17 protein-coding genes, 1 tRNA gene and 1 pseudogene are annotated in these 22,179 nt (G+C 62.9%); 11 read left to right on the forward strand and 8 right to left on the reverse strand.

Going from position 1 to position 22,179, the window contains the following annotated elements; genetic code table 11:
• Nucleotides 1–6: 6 nt before the first annotated feature.
• The 5 genes from BBX50_RS11910 to BBX50_RS11930 form a co-directional block, all read right to left on the reverse strand.
• Nucleotides 7–1,218, reverse strand: a complete 1,212-nt coding sequence (locus tag BBX50_RS11910) for a hypothetical protein (protein ID WP_065775536.1) — start codon at nt 1,216–1,218, stop codon at nt 7–9.
• A gap of 63 nt (nt 1,219–1,281) precedes the next feature.
• Nucleotides 1,282–2,040 (reverse strand): TfuA-like protein, encoded by a 759-nt coding sequence (locus tag BBX50_RS11915; protein WP_065775537.1) that lies wholly within the window; start codon nt 2,038–2,040, stop codon nt 1,282–1,284.
• A complete protein-coding gene (locus tag BBX50_RS11920) occupies nt 2,030–3,196 on the reverse strand; it encodes a YcaO-like family protein (protein ID WP_083213595.1) in 1,167 nt (388 codons plus the stop codon). Before BBX50_RS11920 ends, BBX50_RS11915 begins: the two co-directional genes overlap by 11 nt.
• 6 nt (nt 3,197–3,202) lie before the next feature.
• Nucleotides 3,203–6,184, reverse strand: coding sequence for an AAA family ATPase (locus BBX50_RS11925; RefSeq protein ID WP_348271558.1), 2,982 nt, complete (start codon nt 6,182–6,184; stop codon nt 3,203–3,205).
• A gap of 221 nt (nt 6,185–6,405) precedes the next feature.
• Nucleotides 6,406–6,479 (reverse strand) — tRNA-Gln (locus BBX50_RS11930).
• 368 nt (nt 6,480–6,847) lie between these two features.
• Here BBX50_RS11930 and BBX50_RS11935 point away from each other — a divergent pair.
• The 4 genes from BBX50_RS11935 (at nt 6,848) to BBX50_RS11950 (ending at nt 11,622) form a co-directional block, all read left to right on the forward strand.
• On the forward strand, nt 6,848–8,437 hold the full coding sequence (locus BBX50_RS11935; protein ID WP_065775538.1) for a Ppx/GppA phosphatase family protein: 1,590 nt from the start codon (nt 6,848–6,850) through the stop codon (nt 8,435–8,437).
• Complete coding sequence (locus BBX50_RS11940; RefSeq protein WP_065775539.1) at nt 8,434–9,171, forward strand: RlmE family RNA methyltransferase; 738 nt, start codon at nt 8,434–8,436, stop codon at nt 9,169–9,171. Before BBX50_RS11935 ends, BBX50_RS11940 begins: the two co-directional genes overlap by 4 nt.
• Before the next feature lie 2 nt (nt 9,172–9,173).
• On the forward strand, nt 9,174–9,554 hold the full coding sequence (locus BBX50_RS11945) for a VOC family protein (protein WP_065775540.1): 381 nt from the start codon (nt 9,174–9,176) through the stop codon (nt 9,552–9,554).
• Between the two features lie 301 nt (nt 9,555–9,855).
• Nucleotides 9,856–11,622, forward strand: a complete 1,767-nt coding sequence (locus tag BBX50_RS11950; protein WP_065775541.1) for a penicillin-binding protein 2 — start codon at nt 9,856–9,858, stop codon at nt 11,620–11,622.
• 48 nt (nt 11,623–11,670) lie between these two features.
• On the opposite strand, the gene BBX50_RS11955 is transcribed toward BBX50_RS11950, so the two are convergent.
• The gene (locus BBX50_RS11955; protein ID WP_065775542.1) at nt 11,671–13,080 is read right to left on the reverse strand and encodes a DHA2 family efflux MFS transporter permease subunit; all 1,410 of its coding nucleotides are present in this window, start codon (nt 13,078–13,080) and stop codon (nt 11,671–11,673) included.
• Between the two features lie 192 nt (nt 13,081–13,272).
• Here BBX50_RS11955 and BBX50_RS11960 point away from each other — a divergent pair, with 192 nt between their 5' ends.
• The 5 genes and pseudogenes from BBX50_RS11960 to BBX50_RS11980 all read left to right on the forward strand — a co-directional run bounded on the left by BBX50_RS11960 (nt 13,273) and on the right by BBX50_RS11980 (nt 17,941).
• The gene (locus BBX50_RS11960; RefSeq protein ID WP_139108363.1) at nt 13,273–14,253 is read left to right on the forward strand and encodes an MBL fold metallo-hydrolase; all 981 of its coding nucleotides are present in this window, start codon (nt 13,273–13,275) and stop codon (nt 14,251–14,253) included.
• A 204-nt stretch (nt 14,254–14,457) separates the two neighbouring features.
• On the forward strand, nt 14,458–15,960 hold the full coding sequence (gene guaB / locus BBX50_RS11965; RefSeq protein ID WP_065775543.1) for an IMP dehydrogenase: 1,503 nt from the start codon (nt 14,458–14,460) through the stop codon (nt 15,958–15,960).
• A gap of 99 nt (nt 15,961–16,059) precedes the next feature.
• The gene (locus tag BBX50_RS11970) at nt 16,060–16,476 is read left to right on the forward strand and encodes an MAPEG family protein (protein WP_065775544.1); all 417 of its coding nucleotides are present in this window, start codon (nt 16,060–16,062) and stop codon (nt 16,474–16,476) included.
• Between the two features lie 141 nt (nt 16,477–16,617).
• Nucleotides 16,618–16,950, forward strand: a pseudogene (locus BBX50_RS11975) (zinc-binding dehydrogenase); the annotation flags it as partial.
• Between the two features lie 115 nt (nt 16,951–17,065).
• Nucleotides 17,066–17,941, forward strand: coding sequence for a dienelactone hydrolase family protein (locus BBX50_RS11980; protein ID WP_065775546.1), 876 nt, complete (start codon nt 17,066–17,068; stop codon nt 17,939–17,941).
• Nucleotides 17,942–17,954: 13 nt separating this feature from the next.
• Here the strand turns inward: BBX50_RS11980 and BBX50_RS11985 are convergent, their stop codons facing one another.
• Nucleotides 17,955–18,866 carry a hydrogen peroxide-inducible genes activator gene (locus BBX50_RS11985; protein ID WP_065775547.1) on the reverse strand — a complete coding sequence of 304 codons (912 nt, stop codon included), beginning with the start codon at nt 18,864–18,866 and terminating at the stop codon, nt 17,955–17,957.
• A 184-nt stretch (nt 18,867–19,050) separates the two neighbouring features.
• Here BBX50_RS11985 and katA point away from each other — a divergent pair, with 184 nt between their 5' ends.
• On the forward strand, nt 19,051–20,535 hold the full coding sequence (gene katA, locus BBX50_RS11990; RefSeq protein ID WP_065775548.1) for a catalase KatA: 1,485 nt from the start codon (nt 19,051–19,053) through the stop codon (nt 20,533–20,535).
• 92 nt (nt 20,536–20,627) lie between these two features.
• Here the strand turns inward: katA and BBX50_RS11995 are convergent, their stop codons facing one another.
• Nucleotides 20,628–21,578 carry a LysR substrate-binding domain-containing protein gene (locus BBX50_RS11995; protein ID WP_043618309.1) on the reverse strand — a complete coding sequence of 317 codons (951 nt, stop codon included), beginning with the start codon at nt 21,576–21,578 and terminating at the stop codon, nt 20,628–20,630.
• 207 nt (nt 21,579–21,785) lie between these two features.
• Between BBX50_RS11995 and BBX50_RS12000 the strand changes: the two genes are divergently transcribed.
• Nucleotides 21,786–22,082: a DUF1127 domain-containing protein gene (locus BBX50_RS12000; RefSeq protein WP_065775549.1), complete on the forward strand. Its 297-nt coding sequence runs from the start codon at nt 21,786–21,788 to the stop codon at nt 22,080–22,082.
• Nucleotides 22,083–22,179 lie beyond the last annotated feature (97 nt).

The raw sequence follows: 22,179 nt of genomic DNA on the forward strand, positions 1-22,179 counted from the left end.
TTCGTTTCACCAGAGAATTTCACGCCACCTCATGCAATCTTCAAATTGTTCGACAAAGGAGCGGCCGCGTCCCTGATCGGCCGCTGTCAAAAAGGCCTCTGCTGCCGTCTCGAAGGTGAGATCGTCCGGCTCGAGATGGCGCCAGGAGCGCACCACGCTTTCACCGACAATGTCTCTCGCCTCCTGCAGGGCGGCCTTGCTGGCGAAATGCTTCAGCTCGTAGTCTGCCCTGGACGTGCGCAACTTCGCTTCGATGATGTTCGCAGCCATCTGCTGGCGCAGATTGCTGAAGCGCCGCGGATCGAGGTCGGACAATCCCCGCTCGAACAGCAGAGACTGATAAGCCTCGATCAGGCAGTCGAAGAGCGCGCCGGCGAATGGCTTCGAACGATCGTGGACTTCGTCGCCGACATCGCCTACGCGCAGCGAATTGTTGAAGCTTCGGATCTGTCTTTCCTCGCTGAGCTCGGCAAAGCGGTCGAGCTCGTTATTGATCAGCAGATCGCCGCCGGTGCGGCGCAGAATTCGATCGGCTGCCGTGTCGAAATGGAGCAGCCCGAGCAGCGAAGCGAAATCGGCCATGGCTTCGTGATAGGCAAAGAAGTCGCTGCCGGCGCCGTCGCCTTCAAGCGGGCCCAGTTCGCTCAGAAGGATCAGGTGACCCATTTCGTGGGCGACGGAATCAAAGTTCAGCGCGAAACGGGACGTCGTCCTTTCGGGCTCGCTTTCCCCCAACTCCAGGAAGCCGAAGCCCGATTGTGCGTTGTCCCAATCAAAAATGTGCGGAATGATTTCGAGCCGGCTCAAGGTCGGTTCGAAGAACCATCTGATGTCCCGTCCGACATAACCCTCGAAGATATCCAGCACACGGCGCGCGCAGGCAAAACTGTGCGTTGCCAGAAATGCAGGCGAGTCCGGGGTGATGTGATCAAAGTGTCCGTCCGCGTCCGGTTCTGCAGGCAGATGGAGGTCGCCGGCATAGGGTGGCAGGATGGGATAGGCATAGGGCCGCTTCGGCTCCAGCGGATCGGCGACATACATCCGACGGTCGGACGGACCGGCCGAGATGCCGCCCGCCGATGGGCCGATCCAGACGACCTCAGGCTTCTCGTAGCCGGGAATATAGGGAGGTTGCGGGAAGACAAGAAATCGGGTGCCGAGACGCGGCGAAGCGGCTCCGTCGGAGCTGGTATCGGACGTGTGAGTGGCGGCATCCATTTTGCCCCTCCCTCGCGGTTTCAATAACACCTGCGATTGTAAATTTCGATTACCTTGTTCGTATTAATCCGCACGGGATATCTGGTCGAGCAGATCAGAGTCTTGAAGATCGAACGCAAAAGCCTCGGTCATTTCAAACGTCTCGTCCTTATTCGGGTCTCGTGGCAAGGACGCCATCCGTGACACCGCTTTTAGTAGCTCGATGGCATCAGATTTCTTCTGTTGGACGGAAGAAGATTCGAGGTGATTTCTTAATTTATCTATCTCAATGGTGTTTTTATTGTTTTCAGATCTGGAAAAGATGTTGTGATAGGTACGCTCGGAAAAGTGCAGCGATCGCGCTGTCTCTTCGAGCAAAGCGCGAAGTTCCCGCGTGATTATGCCCAGTCGTTCAGACTGTTTCAGTGTCAACCTGATGTCAATGAGGGCGTCGGTGAGGGCCCGTGATCCCAATTCGGGCGGAGCCATCGCCACGGCGACATCCGCGTCGTCAGCCAGTCGTGTGCGCCGGTACCATCGAAAGACGAAGCCGTGGCCGGCCATGCCATAGTCACAGAGTTCCGCCGCGCGAACGGCGCCCATGCTGGAGGCCCCGAAGACGCGTATGCCCTTTGCCATGGCCCAGAGGATCTCCTTGTGTCGGACTGCCGGCCGTTGCGCGAACTCACCGTCGATGATCGCGATTACCGAGGGGGCGTGTTCCAGCACGGCACGCACGACATCACCCTGGCCGGCGGGTGGAAGATAGATCGCGTCAAGCTGCTTTCGCGCCTCGGCAGCACTCAGCGTTGGTCCCAGGAAGACGACGATCTCAGTTCTCAACGCCCACCTCCAGCGGTGGTGCAACCACTCTGACCACATCGAGAGGGAGCGTTTGATCCGAGAACAGGACCACGGCGATAACCGCCTTGGCACCTGCGGCAACCATCGCATCCAGGATCGCCGTCAGTGCGTTTTCGCCGGAGAACCTGGGCTCTCTTTCAGCGAAGGACCGGCCCGGTCGTGACAGGCTTTCAAACCAGGCGGTAAGTTCGCCCCGGTCCGGCCGGGCATAGAAGCGGCCGGTGACATCTTCCCGGGTCGCCGAGATGGCGCCCAGGCGGGACTGGCACGCTTCAAGCAACGCCTTGGCCAGAGCCCGGTCGTGGCTGAGATCGCAGCCGAAGCCTGCGGCCGGCAACGGAGCCAGCGGAACGCGCGCGGGATCTTCCATGACATGGCACCAGTAGGCGGGCAGGCCATGGATGCCGGGGAGCGTCCATATGCCCGCAGCGAATCCTGCTTGACGAAGGCGGTCAATGATCTCCCCGGCCTCGCCCCCGCGGACGGTATCGACGCCAATCCGGAAGCGGTCGAAGAAGTGCGGCATCTGCATGGCCAGATGGCAGGCGTGGCGTTCGAGGATCTCGAGACAGGCGTGGCTCACAGCCCTCTGCAAGCTTGTCCCCGCGGCCAGGCCCGTCGTGTTTCTTTCAAACCAGTGCGGGTGCGGCGAGGGGACGAGGTAGTTCGTATCGACTGCCGCCAATGGCACGGGCCGAAACGTCCCGGACACCAGGTCCCAGCCTGTGATCCAGGTCAGCGCATCGGTGTCGGCGGCTGGGGCAGCAGCCGGGAGCAGATAGGACCACATCCCGTCCGCATTCATTTCGGCGAGGCTGGCCGTCCGTATGCGCTCAGCCGGTATGCGCTCCGACGCCCATCCCTCAAGCGATTCCATGAGGCCGGATATGGCAGCCTGAGCATAGGTGAGACCCTTGCCCTGGTTGACGGAAACCGACCGCGAGGCTGGTCGGATCACCTGCACGACCGGTATCTTGATCCGATCAAGCCCGGTCACGGATCCGAGCCGTGTGATGCCGAACGTTCGCTTGCGCGCGAGAATCCTCTCGACCGTTTCCCAGGTGTCGGGAATGGGCGGGAAGGGGCCGTGCAGCAATCCATGAAGAGGTCTGTCCTCGATCGCCGGCGCCGCCATCGCCAACTACCCGAAACGGTGTCGCAGATCGCGCCTGGCACGCTTCGCGAGCCATTCGGCGCCTTGCGCCTCGGCTGATTGCACGGCATAGCGCAGATCCCGTTTCGCGCGTGCCGGCGCATCGCCCAGCGTCAACGCCAGGTGCGCTCTGCGCCGATAGAGTTCCGCGAGCCAGAACCACTGGCCGCTCTTGCGTCCAAGCGCGATGGCGTTCTCGACCAGCGCGACCGCATCGGCAGGCCTTCCCATCCGCTCCAGGATCTCGGAGTGCATATCGCTGTGGATCGACAGGTTGTCGTCGGTTCCCGTCTGTTGCTGAAGGCGCAGGCCTTCTTCGAAGCGCTTAGCGCCCCGCTCAGGCGATGAGGCCATCGCCTCCGCCCAGCCACAATACATATTGGCGCGCGCCTGGCTCGCCACCAGGCCGTTGTCTTCGGCCAATGACAGCATCCGCTCTCCGAGCCTGTGCACGTCTTCGTATCGTTGCTGGCAACGGCGCAACACGATCCCGTAGTAGAGCCCATGTACCATACTGCCGACATGCTCCGTCCGATCGGCCCATTCCAGGCATTGCCTGATCGCAGTCTCGCTCGGCGCCTGCGCATCCGTCAGAAGGTAGGACAAGGCACTTTCGCCGAGGCCGCACACTTTCGCATCATGCCCACCGTAGAAGGCCCGATTTCGCGAGGCCCGTTCAGCGTCATAAAGTTCCAGGCCCTTGCTCACACAATCCAGGCAGAAGCCGTGATGCCCTGCGTGGAAGCTTGTTGCCCAGCCGCAATGATAGGCCTGGAGCCGGGTTTCGGGATCGTTGGCGTTCTGCATGTCGTCGACAAGGACACGGGCCCGCGATTGCTGCAGAGAGACATTGGGGGCAGTGAACCACCAGCCCCAATAGAGCGGAAGGCGCTCTTCGCGGTTTGCCGATCCATCTTTCCTCAGCAGTGACATGGCGCGCGCGTAGATTCTGCGGGCCAGTTGCGATCCCTCTCCCTCCAGCGCCGTCGCCACGACGCCCTGAAGCTGCAAAAGATCCAGCAGGAAATCGCGGCGATCCGCTTGGCGCGGCATTGCTGCGATCTCGCGGGCACAAAGATCGAGCGATTGGCGAGCCTCCTGCATGGCCGAACGCAAGATGCACGCCTCGGCCGCCTTCATCGCAAATTGCGCGGCCTCGCGGTGAAGGCCTGCCTCTGCGCATTGCCAGGCTGCGACCGCCGGCGGCAGGCCCGGCAGGTCTTCCTCGCTGAGCAATTGCGCGATGCGTTTGTGGATCCTGCGTCGGTCGCTGCGCAGCAGGCTGCCATAGGCCGCCTCATGCTGGAGGACGTGGCGGAACTGGTAGGCGTCCTCGGATGTGGCGGCTCGCTCAATCACGCCGTGCGAGACGAGCGCGGCGAGATCGTCGTCAAGCGACGGGGCCTTGATGCCGTCCAGCAGACGCTTCAGCAGGCTGACGCTGAACTCCTTGCCGATAACGCTCGCCAACTGCGCGACGCGGCGGGCGCTTCCAACCTTTGCAAGCTTGGCGGCCAGAAGATCGTTCAGCGACGAAACGCCTTCATCGACGAGGAGTTTTGTCCAGTCGGCGGCGATGGATGTTGCTACATGCCTGCCTCGAAGAAGGAGCGCGAGCTCCTTGGCATAAAGCGGCAGCCCGTCGCATTGCTGCAGAATGAAAGACACCAGGCCTGCGGGCGGCGTCCCGCCCCATATCGAAGCCACAAGGTTTTTCATCGCTGGTGTTCCGAGGCCCGTAAGGGTCAGGCACTCGGCCGTCTCGTGCGCAATCGGCCCGCGAGAGGTTTGTATCACCAGGACCGGCAGGCGGCGAGCGTGGGCGTGCAGGTGCTCGAGCAGCGCCAATGTCATGCTGTCGGCCCAGTGCACGTCCTCGATGACGATGAGCTTGGCTGTTTCTCCTGCGCAAAGGATATGCGCGGCCGCGCGAATGACGTCCTTCCTGAACGCCTCCCCGGAAATATCGGCAACCTGAATGTTTCCGGCCCTGCGTCGAGAAACGCCACCGGTAAACGCGCTGATCGACCGTGCAGTGCTCTCGTCGACAGCGAGACCGACGCCTTGCAACGCCTCCTGCAGGCGAGGGGCATTGCCGCTTTGCAGGGTGTCTCTTCCAACTTTTGCTTCGAGAAAGCCGATCAACGGCTGCAGGGGCTCGCCGGACAAGCGCATGTCGCATTGCAATAGAATGTCGGCGTCGTTTTCGTGCCGGACCGTGCGGCGCAGCTCGGCGACAAGCCTTGACTTGCCGATGCCGGCGTCCCCGATCACCGCGATAGACTTGCCGTTGCCTTCGCATGCGGCCTGCCACTCGCTCGTCAGCCGCGCGAGCTCTTTCTCCCGCCCTCCCATGGGCATCCCGCGCGCGGGATTGGGCGAAAAGCGCACGGATGCAGGGGATGTTGCCAGGGGCTGCCACAGGGGTGTCGGTTCCGAAAACCCTTTAAGCGCGGCGTTTCGCAGGAACGTATAGTCGAACTTGTTGCGCGTCAGCTGGTAGGTCGCCTCAGCAACGAGGACGGTGTCCGGCTGCGCTTCAGCCTGAAGCCGGGAGGCCAATATGGGCGCGGTGCCGACGATATCGTTGCCATCAGATGACAGAACGACGACGCTTGTCGCAACGCCGATGCGCAGTTGAAACGGCACTGTGCGCGCACGGCGGCTGTGGCGGTTCGCCATCTGGACGAGCTCGAGCGCAGCCTGGACGGCCCTCTCGGCGGCGTCCTCGATCTGTTCCGGATAACCGAAGTAGCCGCATCCGCCATCGCCAAGCCGTCGATTGAGATTGCCGCCGCAACGGCGAATGATGTCTTCCGAGCTGTTGTGGAGATTGGCGATGGAGTGGAGATACTTTTCCGGGTCGCTGCTCAGCAACAGTTCGGTCGAGCCGACGATGTCATAGAAAAGCGCCGTCACCTGGCGCCTTTCGCCGCCGAGCTGGAACTGCGTATCGGACCCCTTCATCATCGCCAACGCCCAACACCTGCCGATTTGCGGTCATCCCACCCCATTTGCCGCCCATAGGCAAGCTGCCTCAGCAAAGAATATCCTAATATTCCTAGATAAGGCGGCGCGGTGTTGGAAGGCGAAGGGGTTTTGTGATCCGGATCAGATGGCGCGTGACGCCACGCCGAAGCGGGATCTGGCGTGGCCGGAAATCGAAAAGTAAAGGGGGATTCATCGAGAATTGGCTGGGGAACCTGGATTCGAACCAGGACTAACGGAGTCAGAGTCCGCTGGTCTACCGTTAACCTATTCCCCAAGGTCGCTGTCGGGCGCCGCCCGTTGCGTCGGTGTGGCGGGCTTATAAACAAAACGGCGGCCAATGCAAATACCTTTTGGCAAAAAAATGCGGATCGCGATGTGGCGGGCGAGTTGATGCGCCAATATGCCGAGGTCGGTGGGGGGCGACCGTCGGTCGCGAAATTGCAGCGGGCAGTCGCAAGGGGAAGGGGGGCGCGGATCGGCAATAATGGTCGCGGCGCTCAGCCGGTCCGGCCTTAGCCCTTGGTGATGCAGTCAAAAACAGTTTGGCGAATGGGGTTTGCGCTGGTACAGTCGCGCCAACGAAAAATCGAGAGAGCGCCTTGAGCGGCCCTTAGGGCTTGCGCGGCGCCATGGTTGAAACACGTGAAAGACCCCGATCACGGCGAAAAGCCGTCCGAATCCGGGGCGTCGGCAGCAGGCCGCGGTGATGGATCGAAGCTCGGTCCGCGCAACGGCAAGGGCAAGCGCAAACGACGCAAGTCGTCTGCTACGCCGTCTGCAATTGCCAGCCAGCCCGGTGCTGCCGGTTTGGCAGGGCGTCCCGCAGGAGAGAATGATGCGGAGCCGGCGCGCAAGCGCAAACGGCGGCGTCGTTCGAAATCCGGTAAGCAACAGACCCCCGGTGCGTCCGCCCGAGAGGGTGGCGGCGTTCAGCTCGTCGAGCCGACGCTTGGCGAGCGCAAGGGGCACAAGCGCAACAAGAAGGCGCGGCATCGCCGCGGGCTCCAGGGCCGTCCGCTGACAAGTGGCGAGCGTCAGCCGACGCAGCAAAGGGCGGCTGACGCTGGTGGCAACGCGCGATCGGGTTCGCCCGCATCCAGCGGACAAACGGTCGGACAGCAAAGGCCCGGGCAGCGTGCCGAACAGCCGCGCACGCCTCATGTTGCGACCGGCGAGCCGCCGGCGCCGCTCTATGCCGCGCTCGACCTCGGCACCAACAATTGCCGCCTGCTGATTGCGCAGCCGACACGTCCCGGCCAGTTCCGGGTGGTCGACGCCTTCTCGCGCATCGTTCGCCTGGGCGAAGGGCTCGGCGCCAGCGGCCGGCTGTCGGACGAAGCGATGGAGCGCGCCGTCGAAGCGCTGAGGATCTGCGCCTTGAAGCTCGGCGCCCGCACCATCCGTCGCAGCCGGCTGATTGCGACCGAAGCGGCGCGTGCGGCCGAAAACGGTGAGAACTTCCTCGAGCGGGTGGCAAGCGAGACCGGTCTCGAACTGGAGATCATCAATCGCGAAACCGAGGCGCGGCTTGCCGTCTCCGGCTGCTCGTCGCTGGTTGATCGCGAGACGCGTTCAGTCGTGCTCTTCGATATCGGCGGCGGCTCGTCCGAAATTGCCGTCATTCGGATCGGCGACTCGAGGTCGAACCGGCTTGCCAACCACATCACTCACTGGACCTCGCTGCCGGTCGGCGTCGTCACGCTTTCGGAGCGCCACGGCGGCCAGCATGTCACGCCGGCAAGTTTCGAGGCAATGGTGCGCGAGGTCGAAGGCATGCTTGCCCGCTTCGACAGCCCGCCGGTCGAGGCGCTCGCAAATGGTGCATCCGGCAGCGGATTCCATCTGATCGGCACATCGGGCACGGTCACGACGCTTGCCGGTGTGCATCTGGATCTGCCGCGTTATGATCGCCGCCGGGTGGACGGGCTGTGGCTGACCGACGACGAGGTCTCGGCCATGCAGGCGCGGCTCCTCTCCTGGGATTTCGATGCGCGTGCGGCCAATCCCTGCATCGGTCCTGACCGGGCTGATCTGGTGCTTGCCGGCTGCGCGATCCTGGAAGCGATCCGCCGCCGCTGGCCATCGACACGCATGCGCGTTGCCGATCGTGGTCTGCGCGAGGGCTTGCTGACAGATATGATGGCGGACGACGGAGCCTGGCGCCGTTCGCGGCCGCGCCGCCATCAGCGCGGCACCAATGCCTCCGGCAGCCAGGAAGGAAACAAGGCATGACCAAACCCCCTGTTGGCGGTAACCGCAGCGGCCGCAAGCTTGGCCAAAAGGTCAAGAAGGGCAAGCTCAAAGCGTCCTCCCGCCGCTGGATCGAGCGCCACATCAACGATCCCTATGTGCAGCGTGCGCAGCTCGAGGGCTATCGCGCCCGCGCGGCGTTCAAGCTCCTGGAGATCGACGAGAAGCACAAGATCCTCAACGGCGCCAAGCGTATTATCGACCTCGGTGCCGCACCCGGCAGCTGGTCGCAGATCGCCGCCAAGGTCACCAATTCGACCGATACCGACCCGCGCGTTGCGGCGATCGACTTCCTCGAGATGGATCCGATCCCGGGCGTGCGTTTCCTGCAGATGGATTTCCTTGATCCTGAGGCGCCGCAGAAGCTGAAGGAAGCGATCGGCGGTACGCCGGATCTGGTGATTTCCGATATGGCGGCCCCGACCACCGGCCATCGCCAGACCGATCACCTGCGCACCATGCATCTGTGCGAGGTCGCTGCCTATTTCGCCGTCGACGTGCTCGCCGAGGGCGGCCATTTCCTGGCGAAAACCTTCCAGGGCGGCACCGAGCGCGAACTGCTCAACATGCTCAAGCAGAATTTCCGCCAGGTCATCCATGTGAAGCCGGCCTCCTCGCGCGCCGAATCGGTCGAGATGTTCCTGCTCGCCAAGGGCTTCAAGGGACGCCAGCAGGCGGGCAGCGAGGCGGAGAGCGAAGACGAGGCGGCAGAATAGCCATGCTGTTATACGTCACGGTGGGCAGCAACGATCTCGAACGCGCCGGCGTGTTCTACGATGCGGTGCTTCCGGCGCTCGGCTATCGCCGGCAGCGCCAAGACGAGACCGAGATCGGCTATGGCACGGAGGGCGACCGCATCCGCTTCTGGGTGGTAACCCCGTTCAATCGCGAGCCGGCGACTTTTGGCAACGGCGTGAGCATCGCGCTGACGGCGGAGACGCGTGCCGCCGTCGATGCGTTTCATGCTGCGGCGATTGCCAATGGCGGCACCGACGAAGGTGCGCCGGGGCTGCGCCCATTTCACGCGCATTTTTACGGCGCCTGGGTTCGCGATCTCGACGGCAACAAGATTGCCGCCGTCTGCGAGCGGCCGGAATAACCGGAACCCCGGACGCCGAATTCCCGGCGATTAGCGAATGTCCGAAGCCGCGGTAGACCCTCCGACCGGGCTGACATGCGCCGAATGGCAGCCTATCCCATCGCTTCCCAGCGCCGGCTCCCCCAAAAGACGGCGCGTGGTGGTTAATCTGCCGTTAAGGACTTGAGTGCAACTCTAGTGGTACTCTTTGGTCCATTAGGACCTCCTAAGGTTTTATACTCCACCGAGCGCCGGCTGCCGATCGACGATTGGCGAAGGGTCGAGCACGTGCTCGGTTGGCCTGCATGTGGATGTATCCTGGATGACGATGATTTCGCTTGCCGTTCGGCTCAGAAGCCGCGCGCATTTTTCTGTAAAGAGGAATGGTGGCGGCAAACCGGGGGTCATCATCGGCACCAGCGCCGGACGCAGGAGCCAGGCACGGCAGCGCGTGGGGATTTTGATCGCTGGTTTTGCCGTCGTCTTTCTGGTCGTCGGCGGGCGTCTCGTGCAATACGGGCTTTCGGAGCCGGCCGATACCGCATCGATCGGCGGTGGCGCCCATGTCATCGCCTCTCGACCTGATATTGTCGACCGCAACGGCCACCTGCTGGCGACCGACCTCAACATGATGTCGCTCTATGCGGAGCCGCGAAAGATCGTCGATGCCGACGAAGTCGTCGAGAAGCTCGCGACCGTCGTCCCCAACCTCGACTGGCGCGACACGCACCGCAAGCTCCAGTCCGGTTCGGCGTTCCAGTGGCTGAGGCGCCAGCTTACCCCGAAGCAGCAGTCCGACATTCTGGCGCTCGGCATTCCCGGTATCGGCTTCCGCCCGGAAAAGCGCCGTTTCTATCCCGGTGGCGTTACGGCCTCGCACATCCTCGGTCACGTCAATGTCGACAACCAGGGCCTGGCGGGCATAGAGCGATATCTGGACCAGCAGGGTTTTGCGGACCTTCGGGCGGTCGGCCTCACCAGCAACGCTTCGCTAGAGCCCGTACGGCTATCGATCGACCTGCGCGTGCAGAACATCGTGCGCGAGGTGGTGGCGAACGCGATGACAGCCTACCAGGCCGAGGCGGCCGGCGCTGTGGTTCTGGACGCCGAGACCGGCGAGGTTCTCGCCATGGCGTCGGTGCCCGACTACGATCCGAATGAGCCCTCCCGCACCTTGCCCGGCGGCGGCGTCGACAAGGAGTACGAAAAGGGCTGGTTCAACCGGATGAGCAACGCCACCTTCGAGATGGGCTCGACCTTCAAGAGCTTCACCCTGGCGATGGGGCTGGACGCGGGCAAGGTCAATCTGAATTCGGTCGTCGATGCTTCCAGGCCGATCCGCATGGGCGGCTTTACCATCAAGGACTTCAAGGGCAAGAACCGCCCGCTGTCGATCCCGGAGGTGTTCCAGTATTCGTCGAACATCGGCACGGCGGCGGTCGCCGACATGGTCGGCATCGAGGGCCACCAGCAGTTCCTGACGAAGATGGGCCTCTTGTCCCGCATGCAGACCGAAATGCCGGGGGTCGCCATCCCGACCCAGCCGCGCACGTGGAAGAAAATCAATTCGGTGACGATCTCCTTCGGTCACGGCGTGGCGACCACACCGTTGCAGACGGCCGTTGCCGCCGCGGCGCTGATGAATGGCGGACACCTGATCCCGCCGACATTCCTGCCGCGTTCGCAGGAGGAAACGAAGCTGGTTTCGCAGAGAGTGATCAAGGAAACGACCAGCGCAGACATGCGCTTCCTCTACAACTGGAACGGCGTGAAAGGGTCCGGCAGGCGAGCGCAAGTGGAAGGGTTCCATGTCGGTGGCAAGACCGGCACCGCCGACAAGGTCATCAACGGACGCTACGCCAAGGACATCAACTTCAACGCCTTCCTTGGGGCTTTCCCGATGGACAAGCCCAAATACATCGTGCTCTCGATCATCGATGCGCCGAAAACCGGTGAAAATGGCGGACGAACGGCGGCGGCCAATGCCGCCCCCATGGTCAAGACGATCATCGGCCGCTCGGCCCCGCTGCTTGGCGTCAAGCCCCGTTTCGGCGATCTGGGCGCGGAGCAGTGGCTGGCCAACTACTAAACCAGCGCTGTCCTTCGGGCATCGTCGAATAGCGTTTGCTCGCAGGGACTATTTTCCCGCGGCCGTCTCGATTTCGCGCGCCGGCAGCCGGTGCCCCGAGACCGTGGCGCCGGCGTTCTTGGCCATGGTCAGGAAGGGGATCGCTGCGATCAGGTTGGCGGCGGCGATGATCATGAAGGCGGTGTGGAAATCGTCGAGCTGCAGCGGCCCGCCGCTGAGCTTGGTCTCGATTTCGAGGATCGCCCCGGCAACGGCAACGCCAAGCGCCAGGCTGATCTGCTGCAGCACCGCGCTCATCGAGGTCGCCTTGCTAGCATCCGCGTCATCGATATCGGCGAAGGAGAGCGCATTGACGCTGGTGAAGAAGAACGAGCGGGCAAAACCGGCGATCAAGAGGATGGTGATCATCACCAGATAGGGCGTCTGCGGCGTGAAAAAGCCGTTGGCGAAGGTGGTGATGGCGGCGATGATGGCAGCGATGATCAGTGTTGTGCGGAAGCCGGCAAAGGCAAGCACACGCCGTGCATAAAACTTGGTGGTGATGGCGCCGACGGCGCCGATGAAGGTGATGAGGCCTGACTGGAACGGGTTGAGCCCGAAGCCCACCTGCAGCATCAAGGGCATCAGGAAGGGGACCGCGCCGACCGAAATGCGAAAGAGCGTGCCGCCGATCGAGGCGGCGCGGAAGGCGCTGTCCCGAAAGAGCTTGAGATCAAGAACCGGGGCCGGGTGTCGCCGCGCATGGCGGATGTAGAGCAGCGCCGAAATGGTGCCGATCGCCACCGACGCGATGCCGACGATGGGCGGCAGCGCCGGCAGGCTGATCACCGACAGGCCGAAGACGATGCCCGAGGCGGCGATGCCGCCAAGCACGAAGCCGAGGACATCGACCGGCGGCGGATTGCGCGTCTCCATTTCCGGCAGGTAGATGCCGGAAAGGATGTAGCCGGCAATCCCGACAGGCACGTTGATCAGGAAGATCCAGTGCCAGGAAAAATAGGTGGTGATGAAGCCGCCAAGCGGCGGTCCGGCAAGCGGCCCGACGAGTGCCGGGATCGTCAGCAGTGCCATTGCCGAGACGAGCTCGCTGCGCGGCGTGCCGCGCACCAGCACAAGACGGGCCACCGGCGTCATCATCGCGCCACCCATGCCCTGCAGGAAGCGTGAGAAGACGAAGGCGACGAGGCTGTTGGAGATGGCGCAGAGAACAGACCCGGCGATGAAGACCAGGATCGCTGCGCGAAAAATCTTCTTGGCGCCGAAGCGGTCGGCCATCCAGCCGCTCAAGGGAATGAAGATCGCCAGCGCTACCATATAGGCCGTCAGTGCCAGCTTGAGCGTGATCGGCCCGACGCCGATGTCGTGGGCGATGGCTGGCAGCGAGGTGGCGATCACGGTCGAATCCATCTGCTCCATGAAGAGAGCAACGGCGAGGATCATCGGGACGATACGGTTCATGGAGGTGCGCTTTGGAGACAGTCTGCGATAGGCGGACGCTAATGCTGGTGATGGCTTTTGTCGGGGCGAAACCGGTAATTGCGGATCAAAAGCCTGTGATCCCGGCTGGCCTTTGCTGTCAAGACGCTAGTTCTGGCCCAGGTTGCCGCTGAGGGCAACGGATCCAACAGGATAGCGGAGGCGGAATGGACCATGAGTGAGATGTCGATGAAACGCCGGACCTTGATGGGAGCGGGAACACTGGGTGTACTGGCGCCATCGCTGATGGCCGGCCTTGCCGTAGCTCAGGAAAAGGCGGACAACCGGGGAATGATCACACCTCCGATACGATCCCTCAAACTGGGTGCCTTCAAGGTCGTCGTCGTCAATGACGGGACACGTGTCAGCGACAAACCGCACGAAACCTATGGCACCAACCAGCCACAACAGGCGGTGGCCGATCTGCTCGCGCAAAATTTTCTGCCGACGGATACCCTGCTTAACAGTTATTCGCCGGTTCTCGTCGATACCGGAACGGAGGTGGTGCTCTTCGATACGGGCATGGGCGAGGGCGGCCGTGAAGCCGGTGCGGGCCGTCTCCTCGACGGCATGCGCGCCGCGGGCTATCAGCCGGAGCAGGTCACTGTCGTGGCGCTGACGCACATGCACGGCGATCATATCGGCGGCCTGATGGATGCAGGAAAACCGGCTTTCGCCAATGCCCGCTACGTCATGGGCGAGACGGAATACACCTTCTGGAAGGATCCGGCACGCGCCGGTACGCCGGCGGAGAACGGCCACAAGGCGGTGCTGGAAAAGGTGGTGCCGCTTGCCGAGAAGACGACCTTCATCGGCGACGGCGCCGAGGTCGTGCCGGGCATTACGGCCGTTGCCGCCTTCGGCCATTCGCCGGGCCACATGGTGTTCCGGCTCGATTCCGACGGCAAGGCGCTGATTCTGACCGCCGACACCGCCAACCATTTTGTGCTGTCGCTGCAGCGGCCCGATTGGGAGGTTCGCTTCGACATGGACAAGGCCAAGGCGGCGGAAACCCGCCGCCGGGTGTTCGACATGATCGCCACAGAGCGGCTGCCCTTCATCGGCTACCACATGCCGTTTCCGGCCGCCGGCTTCGTGGAGAAACAGGGCGAGGGCTACCGTTTCGTGCCCGTCAGCTATCAGCTCGACATCTGACCGGTTTCTGGGCCCAATCACGCGGAATTGCTGCTCTGCAACAAATATCGGCCGAAGGCGGGACATTTCCCGGCTTTGGCTATTTTCATCCTGACATATCCGTGTTACGAGCCCTCGCCAACTTCCAAGACACGCTTTGAAGTCGCCCGGTGGACAAATTGCAGCCCGTCCCCGGGGGTTTTCGTTTATTGAAGGGAATTGGCCATGGCGCGCATCATCGAAACAGCAACTGGTCTGGAGGCTTTGACCTTCGACGACGTTCTGCTCCTGCCCGGACATTCCGAAGTCATGCCGGGTCAGACCAACATCGCCACCACCATCGCGCAGGACATCGATCTCAATCTGCCGATCCTGTCTTCGGCGATGGATACGGTGACCGAAGGGCGCCTGGCGATCGCCATGGCTCAGGCCGGCGGCATCGGCGTCATCCACCGCAACCTGACGCCGGCCGAGCAGGCCGAAGAGGTCCGCCAGGTCAAGAAGTTCGAAAGCGGCATGGTCGTCAATCCGGTGACGATCGGCCCTGACGCCAAGCTCGCCGATGCGCTGGGCCTGATGAAGCAGCACGGCATCTCCGGTATCCCGGTCGTCGAGAACGGTGGCGCCGGTGGCCAGAAGCAGGGCCGCCTCGTCGGCATTCTCACCAACCGCGACGTTCGCTTCGCCTCGGATCCGAACCAGAAGATCCATGAGCTGATGACGCATGAGAACCTGGTCACGGTCAAGGAAAGCGTCGACCAGCAGGAAGCCAAGCGCCTCCTGCACGCCCATCGCATCGAAAAGCTGCTGGTCGTCGACGCCGACGGCCGCTGCGTCGGTCTGATCACCGTCAAGGACATCGAGAAGGCCCAGCTCAACCCGAACGCCTCCAAGGATGCGCAAGGCCGCCTTCGCGCCGCCGCCGCCATCTCGGTTGGCGATGACGGCTTCGAGCGCGCCGAGCGTCTGATCGACGCCGGCGTCGACCTGATCGTCGTCGACACCGCCCACGGCCACTCGCAGCGCGTGCTCGACGCCGTTGCTCGCGTCAAGAAGCTCTCCAACTCCGTTCGCATCATGGCCGGCAATGTCGCCACTGCCGCCGGCACTAAGGCGCTGATTGATGCCGGTGCGGATGCGGTCAAGGTCGGCATCGGCCCGGGCTCGATCTGCACCACCCGCATCGTCGCCGGCGTCGGCGTGCCGCAGCTGGCGGCAATCATGGGCGCCGTCGAAGCCGCTCAAGTCGCCGGCATTCCCGTGATCGCCGACGGCGGCATCAAGTTCTCCGGCGACCTCGCCAAGGCGATTGCCGCCGGCGCCTCCGCCGTCATGATCGGCTCGCTGCTTGCCGGTACGGACGAAAGCCCGGGCGAAGTCTTCCTCTACCAGGGCCGCTCCTTCAAGGCTTATCGCGGCATGGGTTCCGTCGGCGCCATGGCCCGCGGCTCGGCCGATCGCTACTTCCAGGCGGAAGTGCGCGACACGCTGAAGCTGGTTCCGGAAGGCATCGAGGGCCAGGTACCCTACAAGGGTCCGGTTGCGGGCGTGCTGCACCAGCTCGCCGGTGGCCTCAAGGCCTCCATGGGCTATGTCGGCGGCCCGACGATCAAGGAATACCAGGAGCGCGCCCAGTTCGTGCGCATCTCCGGCGCCGGCCTTCGCGAAAGCCACGCCCATGACGTGACGATCACCCGCGAGAGCCCAAACTATCCGGGCGCGCACTGATCGCGATTGCATTCGAAGGGCGCCGCGTCATCTCGCGGCGCCCTTCGCCGTTTCAGGGAAACCGTTTTTCGAGATTAAGCGTATTCAGGGAGTAGCGTGATGACGGGATTCGAGATGTTCTGGCCGATCGTGGCGCATGTCTTCCTCGTCTTCTGCCTCTACGCCCTCCTGTCCTTCCGCCGCGTGAGGCTGGTGCGCGCCGGCAAGGTGCATGCGGCCCAGTTCCGTGAGAACCGCGACGAGCCGGGCGAAAGCCTGGTGGTGAAGAACAGCATCGCCAACCAGTTCGAGCTGCCGGTTCTCTTCTACGTCTGCTGCGTGCTGCTCTATATCACCGAGGCCGACAACATCGTCTCCCTCGCTCTCGCCTGGCTCTTCGTCGCGCTGCGTTATGCTCACGCCTTCGTGCATGTCACCATTAACCGCATCCGCTATCGCCGGCCACTGTTCATGGCAGGTTTTGCGACGCTTTTTGGTCTGTGGGTGTGGCTCGCCGTCTGGATGGCGATGAGCTGATCCGGAGCCGCGCCGCTCCAACTGGCGCAAATCTGCGATAATCTGCACGCTGCTCGTCGCGCCTTGATGCGTGTCAAGTTCCCTGAATCGGCTCTGGGGGTAGCCTTGCCCCCGTTAGCGTGACTGCACGCCTCACGCTGGGGCGGCGTACACGGGGCGCTGGTGACGGCGGTGGCGCCGAAGGCGATGGAGCAGGCCTTCAACATGCTGCGTTCCAAGGGGACCATGGCGTTGGTCGGCCTGCCGCCCGGGCAGATGTGCCTGCCGATCTTCGACACGGTGCTGAAGCGCATCACCATCCGTGGTTCGATCGTCGGCACACGGCAGGACATCGAGGAATCGCTGGAGTTCGCCGGGGAGGGTAAGGTCGCCTCGCATTTCACCTGGGACAGGATCGAGAACATCAACGCGATCTTCAAGCGTATGGAGGAAGGCAAGATCGACGGCCGCATCGTGCTCGATCTCAACGGTTGATCGGCGTTCACGCAAGGTAACGCAAGTTTGTATGTTCGATACCGCCCGCCGACTTATTCTGTCGCGGGCGGTTTCTGTCTGCCGCCACCGGAGAACGAAACCGACGGAGGCAATCATGCAAGGGCCTACAATCACGCAGGCGATGATCGATGCCTATGATGAATACACGCATCTGACCCTCGACCGCCGCCGCTTCATGGAGAAGCTCACGGGGCTGGCCGGATCGGCTGCGGCCGCGGCAACGATCGCGCCTTTGCTTGCCGCCAATGGCGCCAAGGCGGAGATCGTCGCTTCGGCTGATGCACGGATCACCGGCGAGGACATCACCTATCCCGGTGCGGGCGGCGATATGAAGGGCTATCTGGTTCGCCCGGCAGAGGTGAGCGGCAAACTGCCGGCCGTGATCGTCATTCACGAGAACCGCGGGCTTAACCCGCATATCCGCGACGTCGCGCGGCGCATGGCGCTCGAAGGCTTCCTGACGCTGGCGCCGGACTTCCTTTCGCCTGCGGGCGGCACGCCCACCGACGAAGACAAGGCGCGCGAGATGATCGGTGCGCTCGATGCCGCAGCAACGACGGCGAATGCGGCGGCCACCGTAGCCTTCCTCGAAGGACACCAGCAATCGACCGGCAAGGTCGGCGCCATCGGCTTCTGCTGGGGCGGGGGCCTCGTCAACCGGCTTGCCGTCGGCGCGCCCGACCTCAAGGCCGGTGTCGCCTATTACGGCGCGCAGCCCAATGCGGAGGATGTGCCGAAGATCCAGGCAGCGCTGCTCTTGCACTATGCCGGGCTCGACGAGCGCATCAACGCCGGTATCGACGCCTATCAGAAGGCGTTGAAAGACAACGGCAAGGACGCGACGATCTACGTCTATGACGGCGTCAACCATGCTTTCAACAATGATACCTCGGCCGCGCGCTACGACAAGGCTGCCGCTGATCTTGCCTGGGGCCGGACGGTGGAGTTCCTGAAGGCCAAGCTCGCCTGAGCTTTGGTCTGGCTCAGGCGGCAGCTGCCTGTAGAATGTCGTCGGCGCAGCCGCTGATTGCCGTTGCGAGCGCTTCCATGTCGCGTTCGCGGGGGCTGCTGCGCCGCCAGATGAGACCGATCTCGCGTGCCGGCTCCGGTGCTGCGAAAGGCACGATGCGGATCGCGTTGCGCGAAGCCTCGGTCGCGATGGCGATCTCGGGTATCAGCGTCATGCCCATGCCGTTGGCGACCATCTGCAGGAGCGTCGTCATCGAGGTGGCGCCGAACGAGACGAGGCGCCGCTTGCCCGCTGTGCTGCAGACGGCAAGCGCCTGGTCGCGCAGGCAATGTCCCTCTTCGAGAAGCAGCAGCTGCTCGACATCCACTTGATCCTCGGTCAGTGGCGACATCAGGATGTTTCGTTCGTCGTCGGCCATCGCCATGTAGAAGCGGTCGGAGAAGAGTGGCTTCGTCGAAAGCCCCTCCGTTTCGATCGGCAAAGCCGCAACGACGGCGTCGAGCAGACCCTCGCCGAGATCGGCGACCAGTCGCGACGTTACCGATTCCTTCAGTTCGATTTCGATCGCCGGATAGACGCTGCGTAAGTGTGGCACCAACCGCGGTACGAGATAGGGGGCAAGCGTCGGGATGACGCCGATGCGGATCCGCCCTTCGAGCGTGCCCGAGCTGGCGCGTGCGCTTTGCTCCAGTTGGTCCACCTCGGCAAGGATGGCGCGCGTGCGGGACAGAACCTCTTCGCCCTTGCGGGTCAGGAAAACGCCGCTGCGGCTGCGTTCCACCAGCTTCACGCCCAGGTGATTTTCCATTTCCATGATCTGCGCCGAGAGTGCCGGCTGGCTGACATGGACGAGTTCGGCAGCCTTGCCGAAGTGGCGAGCGGAGGCAAGCGCCTCGAAATAGCGCATCTGTCGGAGTGTAAGCATGATAGGAAAATCCTATCGATTTTTAATTTATATGCAATTGGAGATTATCGAAGGCCTGTGGGAAAACCCTCTTGCCGAAGCGTTCGGGCTTTGAGCGCCGCGATTTGCGGCTGGCGGCCTCCTCAGGCTGCGTCGGGCGATCTTGCCTGACCTCCCGGGCGCGAAACCCAATCAGGAGGACGCGATGTCAGATCGACCCATATTGACGACGACGGCCGGAGCCCCGGTGCCGGACAACCAGAATTCGCTGACGGCCGGCCCGCGCGGCGGCGTCATGATGCAGGACTACCAGCTTATCGAGAAGCTGTCGCATCAAAACCGCGAGCGCATTCCTGAGCGCGCCGTGCACGCCAAGGGCTGGGGCGCCTATGGCACGCTGAAGATCACTGCTGACATCTCGAAATACACCAAGGCCAAGGTGCTGCAGCCGGGAGCCGAAACGCCGATGCTGGCGCGCTTCTCCACGGTGGCCGGCGAACAGGGCGCAGCCGACGCCGAGCGCGACGTGCGCGGCTTCGCACTGAAGTTCTATACACCCGAGGGCAACTGGGACCTGGTCGGCAACAACACGCCGATCTTCTTTGTGCGCGATGCCTACAAGTTCCCGGACTTCATCCACACCCAGAAGCGTCACCCGAAGACCAACCTGCGTTCGGCGACCGCCATGTGGGATTTCTGGTCGCTGTCTCCGGAAAGCCTGCACCAGGTCACGATCCTGATGTCCGACCGCGGATGTCCGGTTTCGCCCTTGCATATGAACGGCTACGGCTCGCACACCTTTTCGTTCTGGAACGATGCCGGCGAGCGCTTCTGGGTAAAATTCCATTTCAAAACCCAGCACGGCCACAAGTTCTACACCAACGCCGAAGCCGCTGACGTGATCGGCCGGACACGCGAGAGCTATCAGGAGGCGCTCTACGGTGCGATCGAGGAGGGCAACTATCCGCGTTGGACGCTTGAGGTGCAGATCATGCCGGAGCTCGAAGCGGAAAAGACTGCCTACAATCCCTTCGATGTCACCAAGGTCTGGCCGCATGCGGACTATTCGCCTGTTGAGGTCGGCGTATTGGAGCTGAACCGCAACCCGGAAAACTATTTCGCCGAGGTCGAGAACGCCGCCTTCTCGCCGTCGAACATTGTGCCCGGCATCGGCTTCTCGCCGGACAAGATGCTACAGGCCCGGCTCTTCTCCTATGCCGACGCCCACCGCTATCGGCTTGGTACGCACTACGAGCACATCCCGGTCAACCGGCCGAAGTGCCCGGTGCATCACTATCACCGCGACGGCCAGATGAACACCTTCGGCGGTATCCAGACCGGCAATCCGAACGCCTACTACGAGCCGAACTCGTTCAACGGTCCGGCGGAGCAGCCGTCCGCAATGGAGCCGCCGCTGCGCATCAGCGGCGACATGGCCCGCTACGACCACCGGGAAGGCAACGACGACTACAGCCAGCCGCGGGCGCTGTTCAACCTGTTCGATGCGGGGCAGAAGGCGCGCCTGTTTTCCAATATCGCAGCCGCGATGGGCGGTGTGCCGGGCCTGATCGTCGAGCGACAGCTCGCGCACTTCAAACTCGTACACCCGGACTATGAAGCCGGTGTGCGTGCGGCTCTTCACGCAGCACATGGTTATGAGGCCGATGCAATCGGCACGGCTGCCGAATAAGCGGGGCGAGCGCTCGAGCGAGTGCCGACCTCCGGAAATGAAAAAGGCCACGGACCTCTCCGGTCCGTGGCCTTTTTGTCTCTCTGCCGTTCTTACCAGCCCGGCAGCATATGGCTCTGCCTGAGGCGCGGATAGCGCGGGAAGCCCTTGATGTCGGCCTCGAGGTCGTCATTGGCGCTGATCGGCGTGATGTTGTCGAGGCAGGCGGTGATGTGGTTGCTGATCGCATTCGAAAGCGACGGCGAAAGCCCCGGTCGCTTCATGATGCCGATCTGCACCGGCGCCAGCGCCGGGAACCCGTCGGCGAGCGTCAGCACCTTCATGCCGGGACGAAGGGCCGATTCCGGCAGGACCGAAACCGCCATGCCGGCAAGGACGGCGGCAGCGACGACCGTTGACGACCAGCTCGTGAACAGGATCTGATACTCGCGGCCGGTCGCATCGAGTGCCGCACAGGCCGCCTGGCGCCACAGACAGTCACGGCGACCGACGGCAAGCGGGATCGGTGCGTTCTCCGGCAGCGGATGGTTGATCGAGCTCACCCAGCAGAGCGGCTCGGTACGCACGACATCGGAGGCACGGGCACGCGGGTTATGGGTGACAAGCGCAATGTCGAGGTCGCCCTTGGCCATCTTCTCGGCGAGGTCGACCGAGGGCTCGCAGACGATATAGAGCTCGACATTCGGATGTGTCTTGGCGAAGCGCATGATGATTTCGGGCATGTAGCGGTCGGCATAGTCGTCGGGCGTGCCGATGCGCAGCGTGCCTTCAAGGCGGTTGTCGTCGAAGGAAGCGATCGCCTCGTTGTTGAGACGGATCATCCGGCGCGCGAAATTGAGCAGGCGGTCGCCCTCGACTGTCAGTCGGTTGCCACGGCCGTCCTTCATGAAAAGCGCCTTGCCGATACGCTCCTCCAGGCGCCGCATCTGCATGGAAACGGCGGATTGCGTCTTGAAGACCCGGTCGGCTGCCTTGGTGAAACTGCCCGTGTCAGCGATCGCGACGAAGGTCTGAAGTTGATCGATATCAAGCGGTGCGGACATGGCTGTGATGCATCCATAAGATTGTTTGATGAATATCATTAAAAACATTCGTTGGACTGATCAATAAGGATTTGCGATCTATCAGGGGCAAATTCATCGATCCCCTTGCCGGCAACGACGCCGGTGATTCCCAAATCTCTTGGCCCGCCCCTGCGTTTGACCTCCCCGCAGGGGGTGGGCCTCTTCGTGCCTGAAAGGAGCAAAGCCATGCGCACGACCCAGCACGTCCTTAATCTCGACCTCGTTGCCGGAAAGCAGTCCCATGCGTCCCGCGCCGTCGGTGTCACGGGCATGCTCACGTCCACATGGCGCCAGCTCCGCAATCGCTACGCGATCGGTCGCCTGAACGACCTGGATGACCGCCAGCTCCTCGATATGGGGCTGAAGCGCGAAGATGTGCACGAGGCGATCACCTCGCCCTTCTTCGACAATCCGGCGAGCTATCTGACCCGCGCATCGCGAAACCGTGCGAGCCTCTTCTACAAAGGGACCCGTCACGACTGATTGTCCCCCATGGCGCATCCCGCCGCTTGAGATGTGCCAGTCGAGCATGATCCGCGAAAGCCTGCCGCCAACGCGGGTCATGCTGCGAATTCCGCTG

Source organism: Ensifer sp. LC11 (assembly GCF_001695835.1).
Lineage (GTDB): Bacteria > Pseudomonadota > Alphaproteobacteria > Rhizobiales > Rhizobiaceae > Ensifer.